The sequence below is a fragment of the Verrucosispora sp. WMMC514 genome (assembly GCF_027497295.1).
Classification (GTDB): domain Bacteria; phylum Actinomycetota; class Actinomycetes; order Mycobacteriales; family Micromonosporaceae; genus Micromonospora; species Micromonospora palythoicola.
In genome coordinates this window covers 4,603,251-4,627,201 of the sequence record NZ_CP114906.1, presented here as the reverse complement: position 1 = coordinate 4,627,201, position 23,951 = coordinate 4,603,251, and the positions used below count along the sequence as shown (strand labels likewise).

At 69.8% G+C, this 23,951-nt stretch carries 17 protein-coding genes; 11 read left to right on the top strand and 6 right to left on the bottom strand.

What is annotated here, in order from left to right; all coding sequences use genetic code 11:
* The first annotated feature begins 16 nt into the window (after positions 1-16).
* The 3 genes from O7597_RS21540 (at position 17) to O7597_RS21530 (ending at position 4,126) form a co-directional block, all read left to right on the top strand.
* Positions 17-1,504, top strand: a complete 1,488-nt coding sequence (locus tag O7597_RS21540) for an O-antigen ligase family protein (protein ID WP_269738948.1) — start codon at positions 17-19, stop codon at positions 1,502-1,504.
* Positions 1,505-2,041: 537 nt separating this feature from the next.
* Positions 2,042-2,827 carry a glycosyltransferase family 4 protein gene (locus O7597_RS21535; RefSeq protein ID WP_281580531.1) on the top strand — a complete coding sequence of 262 codons (786 nt, stop codon included), beginning with the start codon at positions 2,042-2,044 and terminating at the stop codon, positions 2,825-2,827.
* Positions 2,828-2,980: 153 nt separating this feature from the next.
* Complete coding sequence (locus O7597_RS21530; protein ID WP_269738950.1) at positions 2,981-4,126, top strand: hypothetical protein; 1,146 nt, start codon at positions 2,981-2,983, stop codon at positions 4,124-4,126.
* On the opposite strand, the gene O7597_RS21525 is transcribed toward O7597_RS21530, so the two are convergent.
* Positions 4,077-5,582 carry a hypothetical protein gene (locus O7597_RS21525; RefSeq protein WP_269738951.1) on the bottom strand — a complete coding sequence of 502 codons (1,506 nt, stop codon included), beginning with the start codon at positions 5,580-5,582 and terminating at the stop codon, positions 4,077-4,079. The genes O7597_RS21530 and O7597_RS21525 overlap by 50 nt on opposite strands.
* A 9-nt stretch (positions 5,583-5,591) precedes the next feature.
* Between O7597_RS21525 and O7597_RS21520 the strand changes: the two genes are divergently transcribed.
* From O7597_RS21520 to O7597_RS21510, 3 genes are all read left to right on the top strand, one after another.
* The gene (locus tag O7597_RS21520) at positions 5,592-8,696 is read left to right on the top strand and encodes a M14 family metallopeptidase (protein WP_281580530.1); all 3,105 of its coding nucleotides are present in this window, start codon (positions 5,592-5,594) and stop codon (positions 8,694-8,696) included.
* Between the two features lie 91 nt (positions 8,697-8,787).
* Positions 8,788-9,717 (top strand): NAD(+)/NADH kinase, encoded by a 930-nt coding sequence (locus O7597_RS21515; RefSeq protein WP_269738953.1) that lies wholly within the window; start codon positions 8,788-8,790, stop codon positions 9,715-9,717.
* Between the two features lie 150 nt (positions 9,718-9,867).
* Positions 9,868-10,371, top strand: a complete 504-nt coding sequence (locus tag O7597_RS21510; protein ID WP_281580529.1) for a hypothetical protein — start codon at positions 9,868-9,870, stop codon at positions 10,369-10,371.
* 86 nt (positions 10,372-10,457) lie between these two features.
* Here the strand turns inward: O7597_RS21510 and pgm are convergent, their stop codons facing one another.
* Together pgm and glgC are read right to left on the bottom strand one after the other, a co-directional pair.
* Positions 10,458-12,104 carry a phosphoglucomutase (alpha-D-glucose-1,6-bisphosphate-dependent) gene (gene pgm, locus O7597_RS21505; protein WP_281580528.1) on the bottom strand — a complete coding sequence of 549 codons (1,647 nt, stop codon included), beginning with the start codon at positions 12,102-12,104 and terminating at the stop codon, positions 10,458-10,460.
* Between the two features lie 55 nt (positions 12,105-12,159).
* The gene (gene glgC / locus O7597_RS21500) at positions 12,160-13,392 is read right to left on the bottom strand and encodes a glucose-1-phosphate adenylyltransferase (protein ID WP_281580527.1); all 1,233 of its coding nucleotides are present in this window, start codon (positions 13,390-13,392) and stop codon (positions 12,160-12,162) included.
* A 95-nt stretch (positions 13,393-13,487) separates the two neighbouring features.
* Between glgC and glgA the strand changes: the two genes are divergently transcribed.
* Positions 13,488-14,684: a glycogen synthase gene (glgA, locus tag O7597_RS21495; RefSeq protein ID WP_269738957.1), complete on the top strand. Its 1,197-nt coding sequence runs from the start codon at positions 13,488-13,490 to the stop codon at positions 14,682-14,684.
* Between the two features lie 185 nt (positions 14,685-14,869).
* On the opposite strand, the gene O7597_RS21490 is transcribed toward glgA, so the two are convergent.
* Complete coding sequence (locus tag O7597_RS21490; protein WP_269738958.1) at positions 14,870-15,109, bottom strand: AbrB/MazE/SpoVT family DNA-binding domain-containing protein; 240 nt, start codon at positions 15,107-15,109, stop codon at positions 14,870-14,872.
* A gap of 129 nt (positions 15,110-15,238) precedes the next feature.
* The gene (locus tag O7597_RS21485) at positions 15,239-15,913 is read right to left on the bottom strand and encodes a nucleotidyltransferase domain-containing protein (protein WP_269738959.1); all 675 of its coding nucleotides are present in this window, start codon (positions 15,911-15,913) and stop codon (positions 15,239-15,241) included.
* A gap of 192 nt (positions 15,914-16,105) precedes the next feature.
* Between O7597_RS21485 and O7597_RS21480 the strand changes: the two genes are divergently transcribed.
* The 3 genes from O7597_RS21480 to O7597_RS21470 all read left to right on the top strand — a co-directional run bounded on the left by O7597_RS21480 (position 16,106) and on the right by O7597_RS21470 (position 21,052).
* Positions 16,106-18,244 carry an alpha-1,4-glucan--maltose-1-phosphate maltosyltransferase gene (locus O7597_RS21480; RefSeq protein WP_281580526.1) on the top strand — a complete coding sequence of 713 codons (2,139 nt, stop codon included), beginning with the start codon at positions 16,106-16,108 and terminating at the stop codon, positions 18,242-18,244.
* A complete protein-coding gene (gene glgB / locus O7597_RS21475; protein WP_281580525.1) occupies positions 18,232-20,334 on the top strand; it encodes a 1,4-alpha-glucan branching protein GlgB in 2,103 nt (700 codons plus the stop codon). The genes O7597_RS21480 and glgB overlap by 13 nt, the downstream gene beginning before the upstream one ends.
* A 181-nt stretch (positions 20,335-20,515) precedes the next feature.
* Positions 20,516-21,052: a hypothetical protein gene (locus O7597_RS21470; protein ID WP_281580524.1), complete on the top strand. Its 537-nt coding sequence runs from the start codon at positions 20,516-20,518 to the stop codon at positions 21,050-21,052.
* Between the two features lie 111 nt (positions 21,053-21,163).
* Here O7597_RS21470 and O7597_RS21465 read toward each other — a convergent pair whose 3' ends face one another.
* A complete protein-coding gene (locus tag O7597_RS21465; RefSeq protein ID WP_281580523.1) occupies positions 21,164-22,204 on the bottom strand; it encodes a phosphatase domain-containing protein in 1,041 nt (346 codons plus the stop codon).
* A gap of 114 nt (positions 22,205-22,318) precedes the next feature.
* Between O7597_RS21465 and O7597_RS21460 the strand changes: the two genes are divergently transcribed.
* Positions 22,319-23,944 carry a hypothetical protein gene (locus O7597_RS21460; protein ID WP_281583293.1) on the top strand — a complete coding sequence of 542 codons (1,626 nt, stop codon included), beginning with the start codon at positions 22,319-22,321 and terminating at the stop codon, positions 23,942-23,944.
* The last annotated feature ends 7 nt before the right edge of the window (positions 23,945-23,951 follow it).

Below are 23,951 nucleotides of genomic sequence, written 5' to 3'. Positions count from 1 at the left end.
CGAACAGGAAGATCTGATGGCCAGACGTTGGACGGCCGGCACTCTGATAGTTGGTGCCGGCACCATAGTGGCGGTCGTCGCCGCACTAGCCGTGGCGCACCCCGTCGTCGCCGTCGTCGCCGTCGTCATCGCGATTGTCGGCTATCTACTTGGACGGCTCGATGGGTGGCAGCGACTCTTTGCCGCAACGCTGGTGCTGTTGATCGGTGCTGTCTCCAACATCGCACCTCTCGCTCAGGTCACCTTCTATCCGCGCTACCTAGCTGCGGGCGCGCTGGTGGTTTGGACGTTCGTCGGCGGCGGCAGTGCGAAGATCAAGCGCCTCACCGGCTGGCCCCGCTTGTTCCTCGGCGGTCTCTGGGCATGTGTCGCCCTCGCAGTTGCCAGCAGCACGTGGTCCGTCGTGCCCCTCCTCACCCTCCAGCAGGCCGGTGCGCTGGCGCTGTTGGTGGCTTTGGTACACGGACTCGCCACGCGACGGTGGAGTAGCCAGCACCGTATCGCGCGGGACCTCGGCACCGCCTACGTCATCCTCACAGCCGCTTTCGTGATCAGTCTCGCCTACGGAGCCGCAGGCGCGACTGACGCATGGACCTATGGCGATCGGTTTCAGGGCATCTTTGCGAACCCGAACATGCTCAGCGTCCTCTGCGCCGTGGCCGTTCCGATTGGCTGGACCGTCTATCGGAACTCAGGCCGGTTGATTCACCTCGGTGGTGTCGTTCCGGCAACCGTCGCACTGATCATGACCGAGTCAAGGACTGCGCTGCTCGCCATCCTCGCAGGCGCCTGTTGGGTAATCGCCCGACACGGCCTGCCCACCGCGATCCGGGTTGTTTCCGCCTGCCTGGCGGCTGGGGCCGTCCTTCATTTGTTCAACGTGACCAGTGCTGTGACCGGCTCCCAGTGGACAGAACAACTGGCAGCCCGGTTCACCGACGCCGAGGACGGTGACATCTCGAGCGGTCGCATGGTCACCTGGCAGGCAGCACTGGATCTTTGGAAGAACCGGCCATCATTCGGTTTCGGTTATTCGGCTGGATGGTCTCTCTTCGAATACACTCGCCAAGTTGACCTCTTTGCCACCGAGGTGAACATGGTCCATAACAGCTACCTTCAGTGGTTATTGGAACTAGGGCTGGCTGGCGCGGCCAGCCTGCTACTGGTTCTGGCAGCCTGCGTCTGGGCGATCACCCGCGTCTCCCCGGTCGGAACAAACTCGGGTCTGATCTGGCTCGTCGCGACCGGGCTATTCGTTCAGGTCACCGAGTCTGCGATGTTCGGCACCGGGCAGCCTTACCCGTACATCTTCTGGATGGCGATGGCGGGCCTCGCCGCTAGCGCGCTGAGCCCTCCCCCTGCGGCTTCCCACCGGACACACCCCGGTGGCCGCATGGGACGTTCGGACGCTTACTCGGGTCCAAGTCGTAACCGAGGTCCCGACGTCAGGCCAGGTGTTGCCGTCCTAACCGCCGTGGGAGCCAGCGGTAGGCACAGGCGTTAGTTCTCGACGGTCACCGACAGCGGGGCACCCTCGTTTGCCCGAACTGGAACGTAGGACCGGAACACCCGGAGGACGGTCGTGAAAGTTCGAGAAGGACGTCTGGGATCCAGTCTCGGTCGCCCCAGAGCCGCAGACCCGAAGTCGTTTCAGATACTTCTGACCTGTGAATACTTTGAGCCAGGTTTCCGTGCCGGTGGACCTGTGCGATCGATAGCTCAACTACTGGAGTCCAGCTCACCCGAAGTGCAAATCACCATGGTTACCAGGAATCACGACCTGGGCTCCAAGGAGCCCTACGTCGGCCTGTCTGGACACTGGGTGCAGCGTGGACGTGCACGCATCTGGTATATCGAGCCACGCCGTCCATGGAGATGGCGTCGGCTGACTTCCGAACTCCGACGCACTCAATTCGATCTCTTGTACGTCAACAGTCTGTGGGCACCCTCATCTCTTATTCCGATCGTCGCTGCGAGACTGGGTCTCCTTCATGTGCAGCGGATACTGGTCGCCCCTCGTGGCGAACTGGGGAGCAACGCTTTGAGCACCAAAGCCACAAAAAAGCGCCTCTTCCTCCCGCCGTGGCGCGCTGTCCTTAAGCGATCCAACGTCTCCTGGCATGCGACCAACCACCACGAAGCTGATGCCATTCGCAGACTCTTCCCCGGCGGTGCGATCGAGATCCGGCAAAATGACGTGGCACTTCCGCCCGATCCGTTGCCACCGGAAGCATCAGGTGAGACTGCCCGGCTGGTCTTCCTCGGTCGCGTCAGTCCGATCAAGAACCTGACCGGCGTTCTTGAGGGGCTCACGCAGGTGATCCACCCCTTGATCTTCGACATCTACGGCCCGATCGAGGACGTCGCCTACTGGCAGGAGTGCCACAAACTCATGCGACTTGTTCCCGCGAACGTCTCGGTCACTTACCGGGGCGAACTCACGCCGAGCGAGGTACGACCGACCTTTGCACGATACGACGCCTTTGTTTTCCCGACCCGCGGAGAGAACTTCGGACACGTCATCGCCGAGAGTCTCTCCGCCTCCTGCCCGGTCATCTGTTCAGACCAGACGCCATGGAACGCGGTGCTCCGCTCGGGCGGCGGAGTGGTACTCACCGAACCGACTGCTGCTGCTCTTGCCCGTGAGATCGACCTGGTCGCCGCGGCTCCGGCGATGCACCGACTGCATGCCCGCGCGGCGGCGGGCGCGGCGTACCAGCGCTGGCGCGCCGGCGCGACGCAGCCGAACATCTTTGATCAGTTCCGGCAAGCTGGGCGGGCCACAGGAGCCCGAGACCAGGCTGAAGCCGAGACGCAGGACGCGTAGTCGATGCCGCCAGATGCCGGGCAGGCCGGCAAGATCCGCTCCAGCACGATCGTCGCTTCGGCGTCCAGCCTGCTCAGTGGGCTGGCCAACGCCGCGATGCTGGCGTACGCGGCACGGCAGGGTCAGACCGGGGAGATCGCTGCATACAGCGTCATGACCGCCGCGCTCACCTGGGTCGTGATCATGGTCATGGGCGGCTCGTCGCTGCTCTACGTCTCCGGCGATGAACGCGAACGCCGTGCCGTACGGAGCCAGCGCCTGCTTATCGCGATACCGATCATGATCGCTGCCACGGCAGGCATCACCGGGCTGTACCAGGTTCGGGGGTACGCAAGTCCGGCTCTGGTCGCGGCCGGCGGGATCATGATGCTGAACAGTCTCGCCGAGCTGCGCTACAGCGATCTGGTGCGGCAGATGCGGTTCGTCGCCGCGTCCGCCGTACTGACCGTGCCGCGGCTGTTGGCTCTGGCTCTGCTGATTGGGGGTGCGCCGCTGACCGCTGCGCTGGCGATCGGCGCAGCCGTCTACCTCCTCAGCGGTGAAGTCGTGGTTTGCCGCACTGTGACCGGCGCACGGCCGATGTGGACCCAGCTCTCGTTCCGGAACGCCGCCCGCGCCTTCCGGCTCAACCGCCGACTCTTCTCCTACAGCCTCGCGGACGCCTTCAGCGCCCGGGCTGGCACCATCGCCTTGTCGTTGGTCGCCAGCCCGCACGTGGTGGGCTGCTACGGCGCGTTGGTCAGCATCTATCAGGCGCTGGTGGCAGTAGTGTTCAGTGGCCTACGCGTGCCGATGGCGGTGCGGACGCGGCGCCGCCACCGCATCGGCCCGCCTGGCTCGATTGGGCGGGAAGCCGAACTCATCTCCGTGCTCTCCGCCTCGGTGATCGCCTTCGGCATCGTCACGTTCGCATCCCGGCTGACCATGGACATCCTGGACCTCGGAGTTCCCGACGCGGCGCTGTGGCTGCAGTTGCTGGCACTCGCGTTGCCGTTCGCCACGATCAACCGGGCCTTCGCCATGAACCGCATCGGCGACGGCGACTACGGCGCCGCGACGCAGGTCGCCACTGCGGTCGCCATGCTCGTCGGTGTCGGGCTCCTCATCCAAGCGACCACGCTCGGAGCGGCAGGGGTCGCCACGTCAGCGGCCGGCGCGGAGTTGGTCGTCGCTGTGGCGATACTCGTCGTGGCTGGCCGGCGGCGATGGGCGAGACGCCCGACGACGGGAGCCACCAACCTGTCGGTCACTAGACGAAGAGAGCGTGCTTCCCAGCGCGGGTCCGTTCCTGTTCGCTGACCTGGTAGAACGTGATGGACTCGGCGCGCAGGTCCGGGTGATCCTTGCGTAGCTCACGAACGAAGAACGCGCTGACCTCGGTCAGGTCAAGTTCGACATCAGCCTGCACGTGAATGTGCAGGTCGTCGGGTCGCTTCTGCCGGAACTGCACGCCCACAATCCCCGGGTACGTCTTCAGGATGTGCACCGGCAGGATGGGAGACAGATCGAGAATGCCCTGAGCCGCCGCCACCCGGACGACCTCCTGGCGGCGACCCAGGATCGACCGCAGTTCCAGGGCGTTCCCGTCGATGGCGTCGACCGGTTCGACCCGATCCCCGATCGCATAGTTGATCAGTGGGAACAACCGACGGTCCAGGGTGGTTACGGCGAGCGACTGATCACCGCCGACCAGGCAGATGAAACTGTCCCAGATGACCCGTATTGACCTGGCGCGATCACGTGATGCCGCCATCACCCCGGTCTCGGCCGCACCGTACTCGATGACGGCGGGTGCCTGGAGTACCCGCTCCACCAGCGCGATGTCGGCGTCGCTGGCAGTCTCCGAGCAGAGCAGCACCGCACGCAGCCGGCTCTTGTCACCCATATCCAGGCCATGTCGCTCGACATACCGGGCAAGCTTGAACACGGCGGAGGTGTAACCAACCAGCGACACCGGGTTTCGGTCGCGTAGCGCGAGATGGTGGGCGCGCAGTGCCGGCTCGCTGAGGTCGTACGCGTTGAGTCGGGTCATCCTCATGAGCCGGTCGGCGGCACCACGCTTGACCTTGGCTACCCGCGCCGTCATCCCGCTGCCGAACAGGTGTGCGTGCCCCCAGAGCAGCACCTGCGGATCAGCGGGTCGGACTCCCCACCACGAGCGCGCGAGGTAGTTGTTCGCCCACCGGGCGGCCAGTTCACCTGGTCCCTGCGGAAACCGCGTGGGTTGGCCGGTGCTGCCGCCCGTGCTGTACACGTGTCGAGTAGAGGCGCCCTCGAAGACCTCGACTGAGCGCCGGATCAGGGTTTCCTTGTCGAGCGCGGGAAAGTGCCGTAGGTCGGTCGGGTGGTCGATGTGTCCGGGCAGATCGTGCTCCCGTTGCCAACGACGGTAGAAGGGCACCTCGGTGGTGCAGTAGGACCAGATTTCGTTGAACCGTCGGACCTGGATCTGCTCGATCTCCGTCCTGGACAGGGCTTCGTCGTGCAATGCCTGTTTATTCGCCAACAGCCTGCGGCGGTCGCGAAACATCACTGTCGGCGGTGTCCATCCGCGCACGTCATCGCCCCCGAGATCCTCGCTGGTGGTGGAGACGCGGCCATTTGCACGCGCGCCCACACAACGCCGGCAACAGCCCAACGAGGCAACGAAATACGGGGTTACGTGCACCGATCGCCCGCAGCGGGATGTTACGCCGGATGTATTGACACGCGTGATGACCGGCACAAGGCTCAGCGCGGAAGTCCTTCGATCCAAGGGGGCAGGATGAGGCGCACACCGCTGGCGATCGCCGGCGTGTTCACTCTGGTCGGTGCGCTGGTGCTGACCGCACCGGCGAGCGCACGGCCGCCGTCCGACCCGGGCGGCGGCGACGGCATGGAGGTGTATGTCGGCACCGTCGATCCCGCGCAGTTGCACCAGCTGCGGGAGGCCGGTGTCGACGTCGGGCACGGCACGACGCCCGACCAGTCCGGCAAGACGGAGATCGAGACGGTGCTCAGCCGGGCGCAGGCCGACCGGCTGGCCCGCAAGGGCGTCGATCTGAAGGTCAAGAAGGTACGCGGCAAGGATGCCTCGCGGGTGCTGCGGGAGCAGAGCGCGGCGGGCTGGCGGGCCTTCCGGTCGTACAGCGAACCCGGCGGCATCCGCGACGAGATCACCGCTACCGCGGCCCGGTATCCGAAGCTGACGAAGGTGCAGAGCATCGGTCGGTCGGCCCAGGGCAAACCGATCCTCGCGATCAAGGTCACCAAGAACGCGACGAAGACCAAGGACGGCAAGCGGCCGGCGGTGCTCTACGGCGGCACCCAGCACGCCCGGGAGTGGATCACGCCGGAGATGACCCGCCGGTTGATGCACCACGTGCTGACCAGCTACGGCTCCGACCGGGAGATCACCCGGTTGGTGGACACCACCGAGCTGTGGTTCATTCCGGTGCTCAACCCGGACGGCTACGACCACACCTTCACGCCCGGCAACCGGCTGTGGCGCAAGAACCTGCGCGACAACAACGGCGACGGCCAGATCACCGGGGCCGACGGCGTCGACCTGAACCGCAACTTCAGCTACAAGTGGGGCTACGACAATGAGGGTTCCTCGCCGGATCCGGCGAGTGACACCTATCGCGGCCCCGGTCCGAACTCGGAGCCGGAGACGAAGGCGCTCGACGGCCTGTTCAAGCGGATCAGGTTCGAGTTCTTCGTCAACTACCACTCCGCCGCGCAGTTGCTGCTCTACGGCGTCGGCTGGCAGGTGGCCACGCCCACCCCGGACGACGTGATCTACGAGGCGATGGCCGGCGACGACGCCAACCCGGCGGTGCCCGGTTACGACCCGGACATCTCGGCCGAGCTGTACACCACGAACGGCGACACGGACAGCCACGCCACGGTTCGCTACGGCACGCTGGGCTTCACTCCGGAGATGTCCACCTGCCAGGCGGCGGCCGAGTCGGACCCGGACGACCAGTGGCTGCCGGAGGACTGTGTCAGCGGCTTCATCTTCCCGGACGACGAGAAGTTGATCGCCGCCGAGGTGGCCAAGAACATCCCGTTCGCGCTGTCGGTGGCGAAGTCGGCCCACCAGCCGGACGACCCGGTCTCGGTGGTCGGCCGCAGCACCCCGGACTTCGTGGTGGACGCCTTCGACGTGTCGTACGGCCGGACCCAGCAGGTCGCCGCGATCACCCGGCGGTCGTTGAAGAACGTCAAGCTGAACTGGTCGGTGAACGGGGGCCGGACGAAGTCCACCCGGGTCCGCGAGTGGCGCGGCGGTGAACGCTACGGCGACACCCACGACGACTACTACGCCGAGCTGCGCGGCAAGGTCACCGGTGCCCGGCCGGGCGACCGGGTGCAGGTGTGGTTCACCGCGACCAGACCGGGCCGGGGCAAGGTCAGCAGCGAACGCTTCAGCTACCGGGTGCACGACGACATCGGTGGGGACGTGCTGGTGCTGGCGGTGGAGGACGTGACCGGGCTGAGCCCGGCCCAGGACACCACCACGGCGAAGTACGCCGACGAGATCGCCGCCTCGCTGAAGGCCGCCGGGCGCAGCAGCGACGTGTACGACTTCGACGCGATGGGGCGTGCCGCCCCCCACCACCTGGGGGTGCTGTCGCACTACGACGCGGTGGTCTGGGAGACCGGCGACGACATCATCCTGCGCGAGCCGGGTCAGGTGCCGGGCACCGTGGCGAAGGCGGCGGTGGACACCGAGCTGTCCGTCCGGGACTACCTAAACGAGGGCGGCAAGCTGCTGGTCAGCGGCAAGTACGCGCTCTACGCCCAGGCGGCCAACGGATCGTACGGCTATCTGCCGGACGCCCCGCCGGAGTGCACCGACGCCGCCGATCCGGCCTGCCTGCCGCTGCTGAACGACTTCCAGCAGTACTGGCTGGGGGCGTACAACTACGTCAGTGACGGCGGTACGTCGCCCGACGGGCAGCCGTACCAGGTCCTCGGCGACGAGGGCCGGTTCGCGGGGTTCACCGGCACGCTCAACGCCGACGGCTCGGCGGGCAACCAGGACCACACCGCGTCGTTCCTGACCACGTCGAGTTTCCTGCCACCGGCCCAGTTCCCACAGTTCACCAGCTCCGCTCCGGTGGGCTGGGGGCGTCCGGGCGGGGCGCCGTTCGATCCGCGTACCGGCGAGTGGTACCTGTTCAGCGGGCAGTCCGACGAGTCGTACAAGCGGCTCACCCGGACGGTGGACCTGACCGGGGCGAGCAGTGCTGAGCTGCGCTTCTTCACCTCGTTCGACATCGAGACGAACTGGGACTTCATGTTCGTCGAGGCGCGGGCGGTCGGCAGCGACGACTGGACCACGCTGCCGGACGCCGGGGGCCTGACCACGCAGGAGACCGGGGAAAGCTGCGCCTCCGGCTGGGTGGCTCAACTGCACCCGTTCCTCGCGCACTACCAGGGCGCGGACTGTTCACCGACCGGCAGCACCGGCCAGTGGCATGCGGCGACCGGCAGCTCCAACGGCTGGAAGGAGTTCGTGGCCGACCTGTCCGGGTACGCGGGCGGGCAGGTGGAGGTCTCCATCAGCTACGCCACCGACTGGGCCACCCAGGGTCTCGGCCTGTTCGTCGACGACACCCGGGTCGTGGTAGACGGGGCCACCGCCGCCGAGACGTCGTTCGAGACGGACCTCGGTGGCTGGACGGTGGCCGGTCCGCCGGCCGGGTCGGCCCCGGCGGCCAACGACTGGTCGCGTAGTCAGCAGGCGTTCGAGGAGGGGTCGGCGGTGGTCACCCCGGACACCGTCTACCTGGGCTTCGGGCTGGAGGGGCTGGCACCGGCGGCCCGCGACGACCTGGTCGCCCGGTCGCTGACCCACCTGACCGGTCGACCGCGCCGGTAGCGACGGTCCAGGGCGCGCCGGCGGTCCCACCGCCGGCGCGCCTTGTCGCGTACCGGCATGACGGGCGTGCGGACTGTGATGAGCTGTGGGTATGGACCGCATCCGGCTCGGGCTGGTGCTGCATCCCACCCGGGACGTGTCCCCGGTGGTGGACACCATCGCCGCCTGGGCCGCGCGGCACCAGGTGGAGCTGACGGTACGCGAACAGGACCGGCAACGGGTGCCCGAGTCCGTCCGCCCGGTACCGGAGGACCAGCTCACCGCTGGAGCGGACCTGCTGGTCAGCGTCGGCGGGGACGGCACGATGCTGGGCGCGCTGCGGGCGGCCGTACCGGATCCGAAGCCGGTGCTCGGCGTACATCTCGGCAAGTTGGGGTTTCTGGTGGAGGTGGAGCCGCCGGAGCTGCCGGCGGCGCTGGACCGGCTGCTGGCCGGCGAGTACACCGTCGAGTCGCACAGCTGTCTGGCCTGCGACGTGTGCGGCGACGACGTGGTCGCGTTCAACGACATCGCGCTGATCCGCCGCCCCGGTCAGGGTTTCGTCACCGCGACCCTGGCCGTGAACGGGCAACAGTACGGTTACTACCGCTGTGACGCGCTGGTGGTGAGCACCCCCAGCGGGTCGACCGCCTACAGTTACGCCGCCGGCGGGCCGCTGGTCTCTCCCGCGACGCGTGCCGTGGTGGTCACCCCCAGCGCGCCGATGTCCGGCATCTCGCGATCGGTGGTGCTCTCCTCCGACGAACGGGTCCGGCTGGAACTGCGTGCCGGGTCCGCGCCGGTCGCGATCGAGGTGGACGGCCAGGTCATCCGGGACGGGTCGACCTCCGGTGCGGTGGATATCGGCTACCGCACCGACGCGGGCCTGGTGGTCCGCCTCGACCCGGCCCGGTACCAGGAACGCAGTCAGCTCAAGCTGAGCCTGCTCGACCTGCCGCTGCTGCCGGAGCAGCTCCGCGAACTGCTGCCGGAGAATCTGCGCCGCCAACTCGGCCGCCGCGAAGCGCCCCCACCACGCTGACCCGGCGCCCCGGCGGCTGACTTTCCCCCCTTACATCGATAGACTTCGCTTAATCCGCTACCGGTGTCGGTGGCCGTCCCAATCGGGCCCCCCTGTCGCGACCTTCCCGCCCGACCCACCACCGCGCCGGATCAGCCTGGAAGGAGGCACATGACCCGCGCACTCCTGCGGGCGGCGACCGTCCTCGCCGCCGCGCTTCTCGCCACCACCGTCATGGCCGGCAGCGCAGCCGCCAGCCCGATCTCCCAGCGATTCTCCGTCCCCTCCGGAGACAACTGCACCTACGGCTACACCGAAGGGGTCCTGGAATGGCGCTCCACCGCGCCCACCAGTGCGGTGCGACTGACCGGAGTCGTCGTCGTCGACCGGCCCAGCGCCAATGAGCCGATCGCCTGCCGCGACGACCGTCGTTACACAATCGCCAGCTACGTCGCGTACGCGGGCGAACGTCCGATCGACCGGGCAGCGCAGCGGGTGGACAACGGAGTGCTGCGGTTCGACTTCGTTCTCGGCTCCAACGCCTCGGCGGTGGGCATCGACCGCGTGGTGATCCAGGTCTGTCGGATGTCGCTCGATCGGCCCAGCACCGTGCCGGACTACTGCGGTCGCGAATACACCTTCCGCCCCACGTCGATCGGCCCCAACGGGTTGTGACAGCGCTGGCCGGGTGTGGTCGCCCGCGGTCACCACACCCGGCACCGCGGCTTGGGTCTGACGCTCGCCCGCGGTCCGCGACGACGTCAGGCGCTGCCGAGGACGTCGGTGACGAGGGCCTGGGCCTCCTGTTGGAGGCGGGCCAGGTGGTCGGGGCCCTGGAAGGACTCGGCGTAGATCTTGTAGACGTCCTCGGTGCCGGACGGGCGGGCCGCGAACCAGCCCGACTCGGTGGTCACCTTCAGCCCGCCGATCGGGGCACCGTTGCCGGGGGCGGTGGTGAGCGTGGCGGTGATCGGCTCACCGGCCAGCTCGGTCGCCTTCACCTGCTCCGGGGAGAGCTTGCCGAGCACGGCCTTCTGCTCCCGGCTGGCGGGTGCGTCGATGCGGGCGTACGCGGGTGCACCGAAGCGGTCGGCCAGGTCCGCCCAGTGCTCGCTCGGCGTCCGCCCGGTGCTGCCGATGATCTCGGCGGCGAGCAGGCAGAGCAGAATGCCGTCCTTGTCGGTGGTCCAGGTGCCGCCGTCGCGGCGCAGGAAGGACGCGCCGGCGCTCTCCTCGCCACCGAAGCCGACCGCGCCGTCGAGCAGGCCGGGCACGAACCACTTGAAGCCGACAGGCACCTCCAGCAGCGGGCGGCCGAGGTCGGCGGCGACCCGGTCGATCATCGAGGAGGAGACCAGGGTCTTGCCGACCGCCGCGTCGGGCCCCCACTGGTCCCGGGTGCGGAACAGGTGGGCGATGGCGACGGCCAGGTAGTGGTTGGGGTTCATCAGCCCGGCGTCGGGGGTGACGATGCCGTGCCGGTCGGCGTCGGCGTCGTTGCCGGTGGCCACCTGGTACTCGGCGCGCCGGGCGATCAGCGAGGCCATCGCGTTCGGCGACGAGCAGTCCATCCGGATCTTGCCGTCGCCGTCGAGGGTCATGAACCGCCAGGTCGGGTCGACCGTCGGGTTGACCACGGTCAGGTCGAAGCGGTGCCGGTCGGCGATCTCGCCCCAGTAGTCGACGCTGGCGCCGCCGAGCGGGTCGGCGCCGATGCGGACCCCGGCGGCGCGGACCGCGTCGAGGTCGAGCACCGCCGGCAGGTCATCGACGTACGCCCCCAGGAAGTCGTACGTGTCGGTGGTGTCGGCGGCGCGGGCCCGCGCGTACGGGATGCGGCGCACCTCCTTGAGCCCGGCGACGAGGATCGCGTTCGCCCGGTCCTGGATCCACTTCGTGACGTCGGAGTCGGCCGGGCCGCCGTGGGTGGGGTTGTACTTGAATCCGCCGTCGTCCGGCGGGTTGTGCGACGGGGTGATCACGATGCCGTCGGCGAGACCGCTGGTGCGTCCCCGGTTGTGGGTGAGGATGGCGTGTGACACCGCCGGGGTGGGGGTGTAGCCGTCGCGACTGTCCAGCAGCACGGTGACGTCGTTGGCGGCGAGCACCTCCAGGGCGTCGACGGCCGCCGGGGTGGACAGCGCGTGGGTGTCCCGGCCGAGGAAGAGCGGGCCGTCGACGCCCTGTTCCCGCCGGTAGTCGCAGAGCGCCTGGGTGACGGCGAGGATGTGGTCGGAGTTGAAGGCGTTGCGCAGGCTCGACCCGCGGTGTCCCGAGGTGCCGAAGGAGACCTGCTGTGCCGGGTCGGCCGGGTCGGGATGCTCGCTGTAGTAGGCGGTCACCAGCCGTGGTACGTCGACCAGGTCGGCGGGCTCGGCGGGCTGACCGGCACGCGGGTGACTACTCACGACTGTATTGGCCTTTCGTTCGCGACTGCGGGGCTCGCAAGCTCACTCCTCGCGCTCACGGTTCTACCTTCTGTCCTTTGCCGATGACCACGATGCCGTTGTCGGAGACCGTGTAACGCTGCCGGTCCCGTTCCAGGTCCACGCCGATCTCGGCGCCCTCGGGCACGTAGACGTTCTTGTCGAGGATGGCCCGGCGGACCACCGCGTGCCGGCCGATCTCGACACCTTCCATGAGTACGCAGCCGTCCACGTGCGCCCAGGAGTGCACCTTCACCTTGGGCGAGACGATCGAGTTCTCCACCAGCGAGCCGGAGATCACCGCGCCGGGCGAGACCATCGAGGCGACCGCACGGCCGACCCGCTCCCCCCACTGGTGCACGAACTTGGCCGGCGGGAACGGCGGCTGCTCGGTGTAGATCGGCCAGTCGAAGTTGTAGAGGTTGAACACCGGGTGGACGTTGATCAGATCCATGTGCGCGTCGTAGAACGAGTCGAGGGTCCCCACGTCGCGCCAGTAGCCGCGGTCCCGGTCGGTGCTGCCGGGCACCTCGTTGTCGCGGAAGTCGTAGACGTTCGCCTCGCCGCGCTCGACGAGTGTCGGGATGATGCTGCCGCCCATGTCGTGCTTGCTGGTCTTGTCGTCGGCGTCGTGTTCGACGGCGTCGATGAGCGCCCGGGTGGTGAAGACGTAGTTGCCCATCGAGGCGTAGATCTCGTCGGGCGCGTCGGGCAGGCCGACGGCGTCGGTGGGCTTCTCCCGGAAGGCGCGGATCCGTCGGCCGTCCTCGCCGACCTCGATGACGCCGAACTGGTCGGCCGTCGACAGCGGCTGCCGGATGCCGGCGACGGTCACCCCGGCGCCGGAGGCGATGTGGTCCTCCACCATCTGCCGGGGGTCCATCCGGTAGATGTGGTCGGCGCCGAAGACGATCACGTAGTCGGGCTGCTCGTCGTAGATCAGGTTGAAGCTCTGGTAGATGGCGTCGGCGGAGCCGGCGAACCACCAGGGGCCACGGCGCTGCTGCGCGGGCACCGGGGTGACGTAGTTGCCGAGCAGCGTCGACATCCGCCAGGTCTTGGTGATGTGTCGGTCGAGGGAGTGGGATTTGTACTGGGTCAACACGACGATCTTCAGATAGCCGGCGTTGGCCAGGTTGGAGAGGACGAAGTCGACCATGCGGTACATCCCGCCGAACGGGACGGCCGGCTTGGCCCGGTCCGTGGTCAGCGGCATCAGGCGCTTGCCCTCTCCGCCGGCCAGGACGATCGCGAGCACCTTGGCAGCCATGACCAGACGCTATCCATACCGCTGCCGGTTCACCACTCGTACGGGACAGTTCCGCCGCCGGGTGCGGCGCCGGATTCTGCACTAGGGTGCCGGGCATGACCGACTCCGCACGGCTGCGCGTGGACCTGCTGACCCGGGAGTACCCGCCGGAGGTCTACGGCGGCGCCGGGGTGCACGTCGAGTACCTGGCCCGGGAGTTGCGCCGGATCACCGACGTGCGGGTGCACTGCTTCGGCGCGCCGCGTACCGAGCCGGGGGTTCGGGCGTACGCCGAACCGGCGGCCCTGACCGGCGCGAACGCCGCGCTGCGCACCATGGGCGTGGACCTGGAGATGGCCGCCGAATGTGCCGGCACCGACGTGGTGCACAGCCACACCTGGTACGCGAACCTGGCCGGGCACACCGCGAAGCTGCTGTACGGGGTGCCGCACGTGGCGACCGCGCACAGCCTGGAGCCGCTGCGACCGTGGAAGGCCGAGCAGCTCGGCGGTGGCTACGCGCTCTCCTCGTGGTGTGAGCGCACCGCGTACGAGGCGGCCGACGCGATCGTGGCGGTCAGCGCGGGGATGCGTCGGGACGTGCTGGCCGCGTACCCGTCGGTGGACCCGGACCGGGTGCACGTGATCTACAACGGCATCGACACCGCGCAGTACGCCCCGGATCCGGGCACCGACGTGTTGGCGCGACTCGGCATCGACCCGGCCCTGCCCAGCGTGGTCTACGTCGGGCGGATCACCCGGCAGAAGGGCCTGCCGCACCTGCTGCGCGCCGCCCGCGAGCTGCCGGCGGACACCCAGCTGGTGCTGCTGGCCGGCGCGCCGGACACGCCGGAGATCGCCGCCGAGGTTGAGGGCCTGGTCGCCGAGCTGCGGGAGAAGCGCTCCGGGGTGGTCTGGGTGGCCGAGATGCTGCCCAAGTCCGAGGTGATCCAGGTGCTCACCCACGCCACCATCTTCGTCTGCCCGTCGGTGTACGAGCCGATGGGCATCGTCAACCTGGAGGCGATGGCCTGCGAGACGGCGGTGGTGGCCACCGCCACCGGCGGCATCCCCGAGGTGGTCGCCGACGGCGAGACCGGCCTGCTGGTCCCGATCGAACAGGCGGCGGACAGCACTCCGCTGGACCCGGCACGTTTCGAGGCCGACCTGGCGGCCCGCCTGAACGAGCTGCTGGCCGCTCCCGAGCGCGCCGCCGCGCTGGGCCGGGCCGGCCGGCACCGCGCCGTCGAACACTTCTCCTGGGACGCCGTGGCCGCCCGCACCCTCGACCTCTACCGCTCCCTGCTCAAGTAACGCGATCAACCGGCCGGGGTGATCAACTCCAGCTTCGGGAAGTACGTCCGGTAGCGGGCCCCGTCGCGGGTGAGCAGACGGTATCCACACACGGCCGCCTGGGCCCCGATGTAGAAGTCGGCTATCGGTGACCTCTAGGTGCCGCCCTGCGCGCGGTAACTCGCGTACGCCTTGCCCGGAGTCGATCAGTCCCCACGCAGCAACTCCATGAGGTCGTCGGTGGACATACCGGCGGTCTGCTTCGCGCCACCGCGCCCGCGCATGTGTCGCACCAGGCGCTGCCCTCGACTCTCCGCGCCGCTCACCCGGACGATTCGGAGCGCACCGCCGTCCTCGATCATGTCGACCTCGTCACCCTCGTGCAGGCCGTACCGGGCGCGCAGCGCGGCCGGAATGGTGACCTGCCCCTTGCTGTTGAGCCTCATGGCGCCTCCGCGTATCACGTAATACGAACGATACGTGTCAGCAGACAGATTCGTCCTCCGAGCATCAGAACAGCAGTGGGCGGGGTAACTCCCGGGCGGCCTCGGCGGCCCACGCCGGCACGTCGACTGTCACGACAGGTTCCTCTCCCGTACGACGGTGAGCAGCCGGTCTACGGCATCGCGGTCGGGTTGTTCCGGCAGCGTGGTGGTGGCGGCCGCGTCGGCGAGTTGGGCTTGCAGGTCCTCGGCCCAGCCGGTGACCGACTCCCAGGTCAGCTCGCCTCGGCGCACCGCGAGCAGCCGGTCACGCAGGTGCCGCATGTCCACCAGGATCTCGCCGGTGCGCAGCACGTGCACCCCGGCGATCAGCAGTCGGATCATGTGCATGGTCTGTTTGTGGTTCGTCTCGCCGGTGCGCTCGCGGCGGGCCGTCACCCGGTCGAGCTGGTCCCGGGCGTAGCCGCCGTAGGTCTGGGCCACCCGCCGCGACAGGAACGCGTGCCGGTTGGCCAGCAACTGTCGCCCGTCCTCGGTGATCGTCTCGACGAGCGGGGACCAGAGCACCTCCAGCACCGTCGGGTTGCTCTGCAGGGCCAGCTCGCAGAAGCGTTCGACCTCCCAGGAGAACTGTTCCTCCGCCGGCCCGTCGAGGTGGGTGGGTGGCTTCGCCAGGTGCCAGAAGGCGCGGGTCGGTGCCACGTACACATCGCGCCGGTCATGGTCGGAATCCGGGCCGTGCAACCCGTACGCCCGCGACCCGACCACGACGGCCAGCACCGTGTGCCGCTCGACCAGCTCGATCATGCCCGGCACGCTACCCAGAAAAACCGTCCGCCCGTGCGCCGGGCCCGCGTGCCAGTGCAACTTCGGGGATGTTGCTGCCTCACGCGGCGTGGACACCGCAACATCCCCGAAAGTGCACGGATCAGTGGATCAACGACGGAGGCTGACGCAGTCGACCGAGCGCGAGGGGATCTCGGGCAGTAGGTTGGGGCGGTGAGCGGACGGTTCCCGATCGAAGACGTCTCCCCCGTCGTCTCCTGCGGTCGCTACCCGGCCCGTGCGGTGGTCGGCGAGGTGGTGCCGGTGTCGGCGCGCGCCTACCGCGAGGGGCACGACGCCCTCGGCTGCAACGTGGTGTGGCTCGGCCCGGACGGGGTGGCCCGCCCGTTCACCCGGATGCGTCCGGGTGAACCCGGCCAGGACCGGTGGCACGCCAGCATCGTGCCGGACGCGGTCGGCGAGTGGAAATTCACCGTCGAGGCGTTCAGCGACCCCTACCTGACCTGGCACAACGCGGTGACCAAGAAGATCGCCGCCGGCCAGGGGCCAGCCGAGCTGGCCAACGACCTCGCCGAGGGCGTACGCGTGCTGAGCGCCGCCACCAAGCTGGTGCCGAAGGGCGAGCGGGCCCGCCTCAAGACGGCCGCGAAGGCCCTCGGTGACGCCAAGCGGCAGTTGCCCCAGCGGGTGAGTCCGGCGTTGGAGCTGGCCGACCTGCTCTGGGCGCACCCGGTCCGCGAGCTGGTCACCACCGGCGAGGAGTACCGCCTCTGGGTGGATCGCGAGCGGGCCCTCTTCTCCGCCTGGTACGAGTTCTTCCCCCGCTCCGAGGGGGCGGTCCCGGCTACCGTGGACGCGCCGGCCCGCTCCGGCACCTTCGCCACCGCCACCGAGCGGCTGCCGGGCGTCGCGGCGATGGGCTTCGACGTGCTGTACCTGCCGCCGATCCACCCGATCGGCCGGGTCAACCGCAAGGGCCCGAACAACAGCCTGCTCGCCGGCCCGGACGACGTGGGTTCGCCGTGGGCGATCGGCGCGGCCGAGGGCGGGCACGACGCCATCCACCCCGACCTGGGTACGCCGGAGGACTTCCGCGACTTCGTCGCCGCCGCCGCCGAAGCGGGCCTGGAGGTGGCGATGGACCTGGCGTTGCAGTGCGCGCCGGATCACCCGTGGGTGACCGAGCATCCCGAGTGGTTCACCACCCGGGCCGACGGCAGCATCGCGTACGCGGAGAACCCGCCGAAGAAGTACCAGGACATCTACCCGCTGAACTTCGACAACGACCCGGAGGGCATCCGCGCCGAGGTGCTGCGGGTGGTGCGGCACTGGGTCGGCGAGGGCGTGAAGATCTTCCGGGTGGACAACCCGCACACCAAGCCTGTCGACTTCTGGCACTGGCTGATCTGGGAGGTCAAGCGGGTCGACCCGGACGTGCTCTTCCTGGCCGAGGCGTTCACCCGGCCGGCGATGATGCACGGCCTGGCCAAGGTCGGTTTCACCCAGTCGTACACGTACTTCACCTGGCGGACCTCGGCCGCCGAGATGCGCGAGTACTGCGTGGAGCTGGTGGCGGCGGCCGACTACATGCGGCCGAACTTCTGGCCCAACACGCCCGACATCCTGCACGCCTCGTTGCAGCACGGCGGGCCGCCGATGTTCAAGATCCGGGCAGTGCTGGCCGCGCTGCTCTCCCCGTCGTGGGGCATGTACGCCGGCTACGAGCTGTTCGAGCATGTGGCGCGCCCCGGCGCGGAGGAGTACCTCGACAACGAGAAGTACGAGCTGCGGCCCCGGGACTGGGCCGGCGCCGAGGCGCGGGGCCGGTCGCTGGCGCCGTTCATCACCACCCTCAACCGGGTACGCCGGGAGAACCCGGCCCTGCGCCGGCTGCGGAACCTGGTCTTCCACGACATCGACAACCCGGCCCTGCTGTGCTGGTCCAAGCACGATCCGGAGACCGGCAACACGGTGCTGGTGATCTGCTCGTTCGACTCGCACACCGTGCAGTGGGGCAACACCACCCTGGACATGCCGGCGCTGGGCCTGGACTGGCACGACCGGTTCACCGTGCACGACGAGCTGACCGGTGCCCGCTACGACTGGGGGCAGCGCAACGCGGTCCGCCTCGACCCGTACCTGCAACCCGCGCACGTGCTCACCCTGCGCCCCGTCGCCGCGGCGTCGCCGTCGACCGGGCCGGGCGCGTCCGGGCCGGCCGACGCCGGATCACCGGGTCAGGGCGGCACCGAGCCGGTCACCCTGACCGTTGAGAACGTGCCCGCCGACCTGTCGGGCGGCACCGCACCGACCGTTCCCGCCCAGAAGGACGACGCCCGATGGACCAGCTGATCTCCGGGGAGATCCACGACCCGCACGCCGTGCTCGGCGCGCACCCGGCCGACGGGCGTACGGTAATCCGCACCCTGCGCCGGGGCGCGGGCGACGTGAGCGTGCTGGTCGGCGAGGAGCGGCACCCGATGAAGCGGGTGCACGACGTCGGTGTCTTCGAGGCCACCGTCTCCGGTGAGGTGCTCGACTACCGGCTCGACGTCGACGGCGTACGCCACGACGACCCGTACCGTTTCCCGCCGGCCCTCGGCGAACTGGACCTGCACCTCATCGGTGAGGGCCGGCACGAGCGGCTGTGGGAGGCGCTCGGTGCCCGGGTGCTCGACGGCGGGGTGGCGTTCGCGGTGTGGGCGCCCAACGCCCGGGGCGTGCGGCTGGTCGGTGACCTCACCGGCTGGGCGCCCGACGACGGCTGGCCGATGCGGTCACTCGGCTCGACCGGCGTGTGGGAGATCTTCGTGCCGGACGCCGCCGCCGGCAGCCGGTACAAGTACCGCGTGCTGGGCGCGGACGGACACTGGCGGGACAAGGCCGACCCCCTCGCCGCGTACGCGGAGGTGCCGCCGGCCACCGCGTCGGTGGTGCACCGGTCGACGTTCGAGTGGTCCGACGCGGACTGGCTGGGCCGGCGGTCGCGGCGGCAGCCGCACCAGGAGCCGATGAGCGTGTACGAGGTGCATCTCGGCTCGTGGCGGCCCGGCCTGGGCTACCGGGAGCTGGCCGAGCAGTTGACCGCGTACGTGGTGGAACTGGGCTTCACCCACGTGGAGTTCCTGCCGGTGATGGAGCACCCGTTCGGCGGCTCGTGGGGCTATCAGGTGACCGGCTACTTCGCCCCGACCGCCCGGTTCGGCGATCCCGACGACTTCCGGTACCTGGTGGACCGGCTGCACGCCGCCGGGATCGGGGTGATCCTGGACTGGGTACCGGCGCACTTCCCGAAGGACGAGTGGGCCCTCGCCCGGTTCGACGGCACGCCGCTCTACGAGCACTCCGATCCGCGCCGGGGCGAGCATCCCGACTGGGGCACCTACGTCTTCGACTTCGGTCGCCGGGAGGTACGCAACTTCCTGGTCGCCAACGCGCTCTACTGGCTGGACGAGTTCCACGTCGACGGATTGCGGGTGGACGCGGTCGCCTCGATGCTCTACCTGGACTACTCGCGGCAGGACGGGCAGTGGACGCCGAACGTGCACGGCGGCCGGGAGAACCTGGAAGCCATCGCGTTCATGCAGGAGGTCAACGCGACGGTCTACAAGCACCACGCCGGGGCCATGATGATCGCCGAGGAGTCCACCGCCTGGCCGGGGGTAACCCGGGCGACCAGCGACGGCGGGCTCGGTTTCGGGTTCAAGTGGAACATGGGCTGGATGCACGACACCCTGCTCTACACCTCGAAGGACCCGATCTACCGGCAGCACCACCACCATCAGCTCACCTTCTCCCTGGCGTACGCGTGGAGCGAGAACTACACGCTGCCGATCAGCCACGACGAGGTGGTGCACGGCAAGGGCTCGCTGGCGAGCAAGATGCCCGGCGACACGTGGCAGCGGCTGGCGAACGTCCGGGTGCTGCTGGCGTACATGTGGGCGCATCCGGGCAAGCAGTTGTTGTTCATGGGGTGTGAGCTGGCCGACGACCGGGAGTGGAGCGAGGAACGCGGCCTCGACTGGTACCTGTTGCACGATCCGGCGCGGGCCGGCGTGCAACGCCTGGTCGGTGACCTGAACCGGGTCTACCGGGACACCCCCGCGCTGTGGGCGCAGGACACCTCTCCCGCCGGTTTCCGCTGGCTCGCCGGTGACGACGTCGCCAACAACACCATCTCGTTCGTCCGGATCGCGCCCGACGGGGCGACGCTGGTCTGCGTGGCCAACTTCTCCGCGCTGCCGCTTGAGGACTACCGGATCGGGTTGCCGGCCGCGGGTGCCTGGGCGGAGGTGGTCAACACCGACGCCCACCACTACGGCGGCTCCGGGGTCGGCAACCTGGGCACCGTGCACGCCGAGAACGTGCCGTGGCACGGCCAACCCGCCTCGGTGGCGCTGCGCGTGCCGCCCCTGGGCGCGCTCTGGCTCCGCCCCGCCTGAGCGTCGCACCGGACGTCCTCGAAGCCGTCCTGTCACTCAGACATTCTCCCGTCTGAGTGACAGGACACTCACCAGGCGTACAACAACCCGCCCGGCGGGCGGCTGGATCATCGGACGGTGAACTTCGCCCGCCTCCGCGTGCGTACTCCCGGTTCCAGGTGGACGACGAGGCGGAGGATCGATGGCGAGCAGCAGGGGTACGGCCCGGGACCGGGGCAGCGAACCCTCGCCGGGGCAGCGGAGGATCGCGGGTTTCGCGGCGGTCGGGGTGACCCTGGCGGTGGCCTTCGCGGTGGCGACCGGGACCAGTCAGGCAAGTGAGAACTGCGACGGCCTCGACGCCGCCGTGGGCAACAACCTCGCGTTCATCGCCGACCAGTTGGTGTTCCCCGACGAGTTGACGGAGGCCCGGATCGCCAACCGGCAGGCGGTGATCGACCAGCTCGAACAGCGGCGCGCGGCGGCCGGGTGCACCGGTGAGGTCGAGGTGCCCGACGCGGACCCGAACGCGGCGCTCAACGGTGGCGCGGCGGAGAACTGCGCCGGCCTCGACGGCGCGGTCCGTAACAACCTCGCCTTCATCGACGGCCAGCGGCGCAACCCGGACGCGCAGTCCGAGGCGCGGATCGCCAACCGGCAGGCGGTCATCGACCTGCTCGAAGACCGCCGGACTCTGGCCGGCTGCACCGGCGAGGTCACGCTCACGCCGGGCGGCTGACCGAGACGGACGGTGGGCGGGCTGGGCCGGGTAACCGGCTCCGCCCGCCCGCCGAGCAGCTCCCCGCCGGCCCGGTCGGCAGACCGAGACCGGCGAACCCGAGGGGCCGGGTCAGACCAGGCCGGCGCCGCGCAGCAGGGTCCACAGACCGGCGCCGTCAGGCGCGGAGAGCCACTTCTGCCCCGCCGGCCCCTCGGTGGGACTGTCGTGCGGGACGGGCAGGCTACCGGCGAGCACCGCCTGGGTGGGTGACAGCCGGCGGATCGCCACCCCGGCGACGCTGTCCGGGTGGGCGACCGCGAACTCGCGGTAGATCTCCTGGTCGTGCTGGCCGTCGTCGCCGACGAGCAGCCAGCGTACGTCCGGGAACTCCTTGGCCAGCCGGGCCAGGGTGGCGCGCTTGTGTTCCCGGCCGCTGCGGAACCAACGGTCCTGGGTCGGCCCCCAGTCGGTCAGCAGCAGCGCCCCGGCCGGGTAGAGGTGCCGGGACAGGAACCGGGTCAACGTCGGGGCGACGTTCCAGGCGCCGGTGGACAGGTAGAACACCGGCGCGCCCGGGTGAGCGGTGACCAGCCGCTCGTAGAGCACCGCCATGCCGGGCACCGCGGCGCGGGCGTGCTCGTCGAGGACGAAGGTGTTCCACGCGGCGAGCAGCGGCCGGGGCAGCGCGGTCACCATGACCGTGTCGTCGATGTCGGAGATGATGCCGAAGCGCACCTCCGGGTCGAGGATGCGCACCGGCGCTTCGACCGGTTCGGCGTCGGGCATGCTCAGCCGCACCGAACCCCAGCCGGGTGGCAGGCCCGCCTCGACCACCGTGTCGATGAAGCCGCTGCGGTCGGCCTGCGCCTCGTGCACCACCCCGCCGGTCTCGATGGTCACCGTGACGTGCTTGGCCGGCAGGGTGGTGAAGCTGCGCCAGCCCCGGACCTTCTCCAGCCGGCCACGCTGGCGGGTGTCCGGCCGCCCCAGCAGCACCCGGCACATCACCCGCACCCAACCGGGCCCGCCGTAGCCGGTGTACGCGATGATGTTGGTCCGCCAGCCGGTACGGCGCAGCCGGCGTTCCACCAGGGCGTGCACGGCATCCTCGATCCGCGCGGCCCGGTGCAGGTTCGGTATGGCCAGCTGGCCTGCGGGAGTCGGTGGCACGCCAGCAACCCTGCCACAGACCAGCCACCTCGGCCACGCGAGCTGAGCCGAACCGCCACGCCCGGCGTGACCGCCGTGACACACTCCGGTCGGGACGACGACGGGGGCGAGGTCGTGCCACGAGCAACGGCGGATCCAGGGCGACAGCGGGGGCGGTGGCGGCCACGGCTCGACCCGCCGGCGCTGGTCGCGCTGCTGTTCGGGATGGTCGGCGTCGGCTACCGGCTGGTCCTGGTGCTGACCACCGTGCCGGTCTCCAACAGCGACGAGGCGACCTTCGGGCTGGCCGCGCTGCACATCGCGCAGGGCCGTGAGCAGCCGATCTTCCTGTACGGCCAGCGGTACATGGGCACCCTGGAGTCGTACCTGGCCGCGCCGCTGCTCGCGGTGACCGGACCGAGCTGGCCGGCGCTGCGGCTGCCGGTGCTCGCCCTCTACGCGCTGTTCCTCTGGCTGATCCACCGGCTGACCCGGCGGATCGGCTCGCCGTGGTTCGCCACCGTCGTCGTCGGGCTGCTCGCCCTCGGTTCCGAGCGGGTCGTCCGGGACCAGGTGACCGCGGTCGGCGGGCGGCCGGAGGTCAAGGTGGCGGTGCTGGCGATGCTGCTGGTCGTGGTGGCGCTGGCCCGCGGCACGGTACGGCACCGGACGCTGGCCGTGGGCGGCTTCGGGCTGCTCGCCGGGGTGGCGCTCTGGTCGGACTGGCTGATCGTGCCGTACCTGGCGGTGGCCGGACTGGCACTGGTGTGGACGTTGCGTCGGGAACTGTTCGGCTGGGCGGGGCTGCTGCTGGTGGTCGGCTTCGCCGTCGGGCTCGCCCCGATGATCCGCGACAACCTGGTGGCCCCACCAGGGCAGGACTCCCTGTCGGTGTTGCGTGGCGTCAGCGGCGAGACCGGGCCGGTGCCACCGTGGTCGCAGCGGCTCGGCGGTGGGCTGCTGGAGGGCGTACCGCTGGCCGCCGGGCTCTGCCCGGTCGACGGCTGCGCCCGGTGGCAGGCGTGGTTCGGCCTGCTCTACCCGCTGCTGCTGGTGGTGGCGGCGACGCTCGCCGGGCTCGCGTACCGGCGGGCGAGCGGGCGGCACGACCAGGTCGGCCCGGTCGTGCACCTCGCGCTGCTGGCCGGCGCGGCGCTGACCCTGCTGGCGTACGTGCGCAGCCCGTTGGCGGCGACGGATCCGCTGGGCAACGCCCGCTACCTGTCGGTGCTGCAACTGTCGCTGCCGGCGGTGCTCTGGCCGTTGTGGGTGGCGGCGGTCGCCGCCCGACGGGGCACGGCCGGCGTGGCGGGCCGGGTGGCGGGGGCGGCGGCGACCGCCGTGCTGGGCGCGCTGGCGGCCGGTTCGCTCGTGGTGACCGTGCTGTTCGCCACCACCGGCGCGGATCCCGGGCGCGTGGAGGAGCGACAGGCCCGGGAGTTGGCCGACACGGTACGCGCGGCCGGCCTGCGTGAGGTGTACGGCGAGTACTGGACCTGCAACCGGCTGGTCTTCAACACCGACGAGGAGGTGGTCTGCGGGGTGGTCGACGGCGGCCTGCGCCCGGGGCAGAACCGGTACCCGGCGTACTGGTGGCGGCTGGCCCGGGCGCAGCGGCCCGGGTACGTGCTGGCGGCCGACGCCCCGGCGGACCGGCGGCTGCGGGAACTGCTCGGCGACCGGGCCAGCGCGGCGCTGCTCGCCGAGATCGGTGGCTTCCGGGTGTACCACCCACCGGAGCCGCTGCGGCCGTGGCGTTAGAGTCACC

Excerpts from the sequence above, each read along its gene's own strand:
- O7597_RS21485 (WP_269738959.1), bottom strand. The coding sequence starts at position 15,913 with ATGATCGAGCTGGTCGAGCGGCACACGGTGCTGGCCGTCGTGGTCGGG.
- glgC (WP_281580527.1), bottom strand. The coding sequence starts at position 13,392 with ATGGCTGCCAAGGTGCTCGCGATCGTCCTGGCCGGCGGAGAGGGCAAG.
- glgB (WP_281580525.1), top strand. The coding sequence starts at position 18,232 with ATGGACCAGCTGATCTCCGGGGAGATCCACGACCCGCACGCCGTGCTC.
- O7597_RS21540 (WP_269738948.1), top strand. The coding sequence starts at position 17 with ATGGCCAGACGTTGGACGGCCGGCACTCTGATAGTTGGTGCCGGCACC.
- glgA (WP_269738957.1), top strand. The coding sequence starts at position 13,488 with ATGACCGACTCCGCACGGCTGCGCGTGGACCTGCTGACCCGGGAGTAC.
- O7597_RS21520 (WP_281580530.1), top strand. The coding sequence starts at position 5,592 with ATGAGGCGCACACCGCTGGCGATCGCCGGCGTGTTCACTCTGGTCGGT.
- O7597_RS21515 (WP_269738953.1), top strand. The coding sequence starts at position 8,788 with ATGGACCGCATCCGGCTCGGGCTGGTGCTGCATCCCACCCGGGACGTG.
- O7597_RS21470 (WP_281580524.1), top strand. The coding sequence starts at position 20,516 with ATGGCGAGCAGCAGGGGTACGGCCCGGGACCGGGGCAGCGAACCCTCG.
- O7597_RS21530 (WP_269738950.1), top strand. The coding sequence starts at position 2,981 with ATGACCGCCGCGCTCACCTGGGTCGTGATCATGGTCATGGGCGGCTCG.
- O7597_RS21490 (WP_269738958.1), bottom strand. The coding sequence starts at position 15,109 with ATGAGGCTCAACAGCAAGGGGCAGGTCACCATTCCGGCCGCGCTGCGC.
- O7597_RS21510 (WP_281580529.1), top strand. The coding sequence starts at position 9,868 with ATGACCCGCGCACTCCTGCGGGCGGCGACCGTCCTCGCCGCCGCGCTT.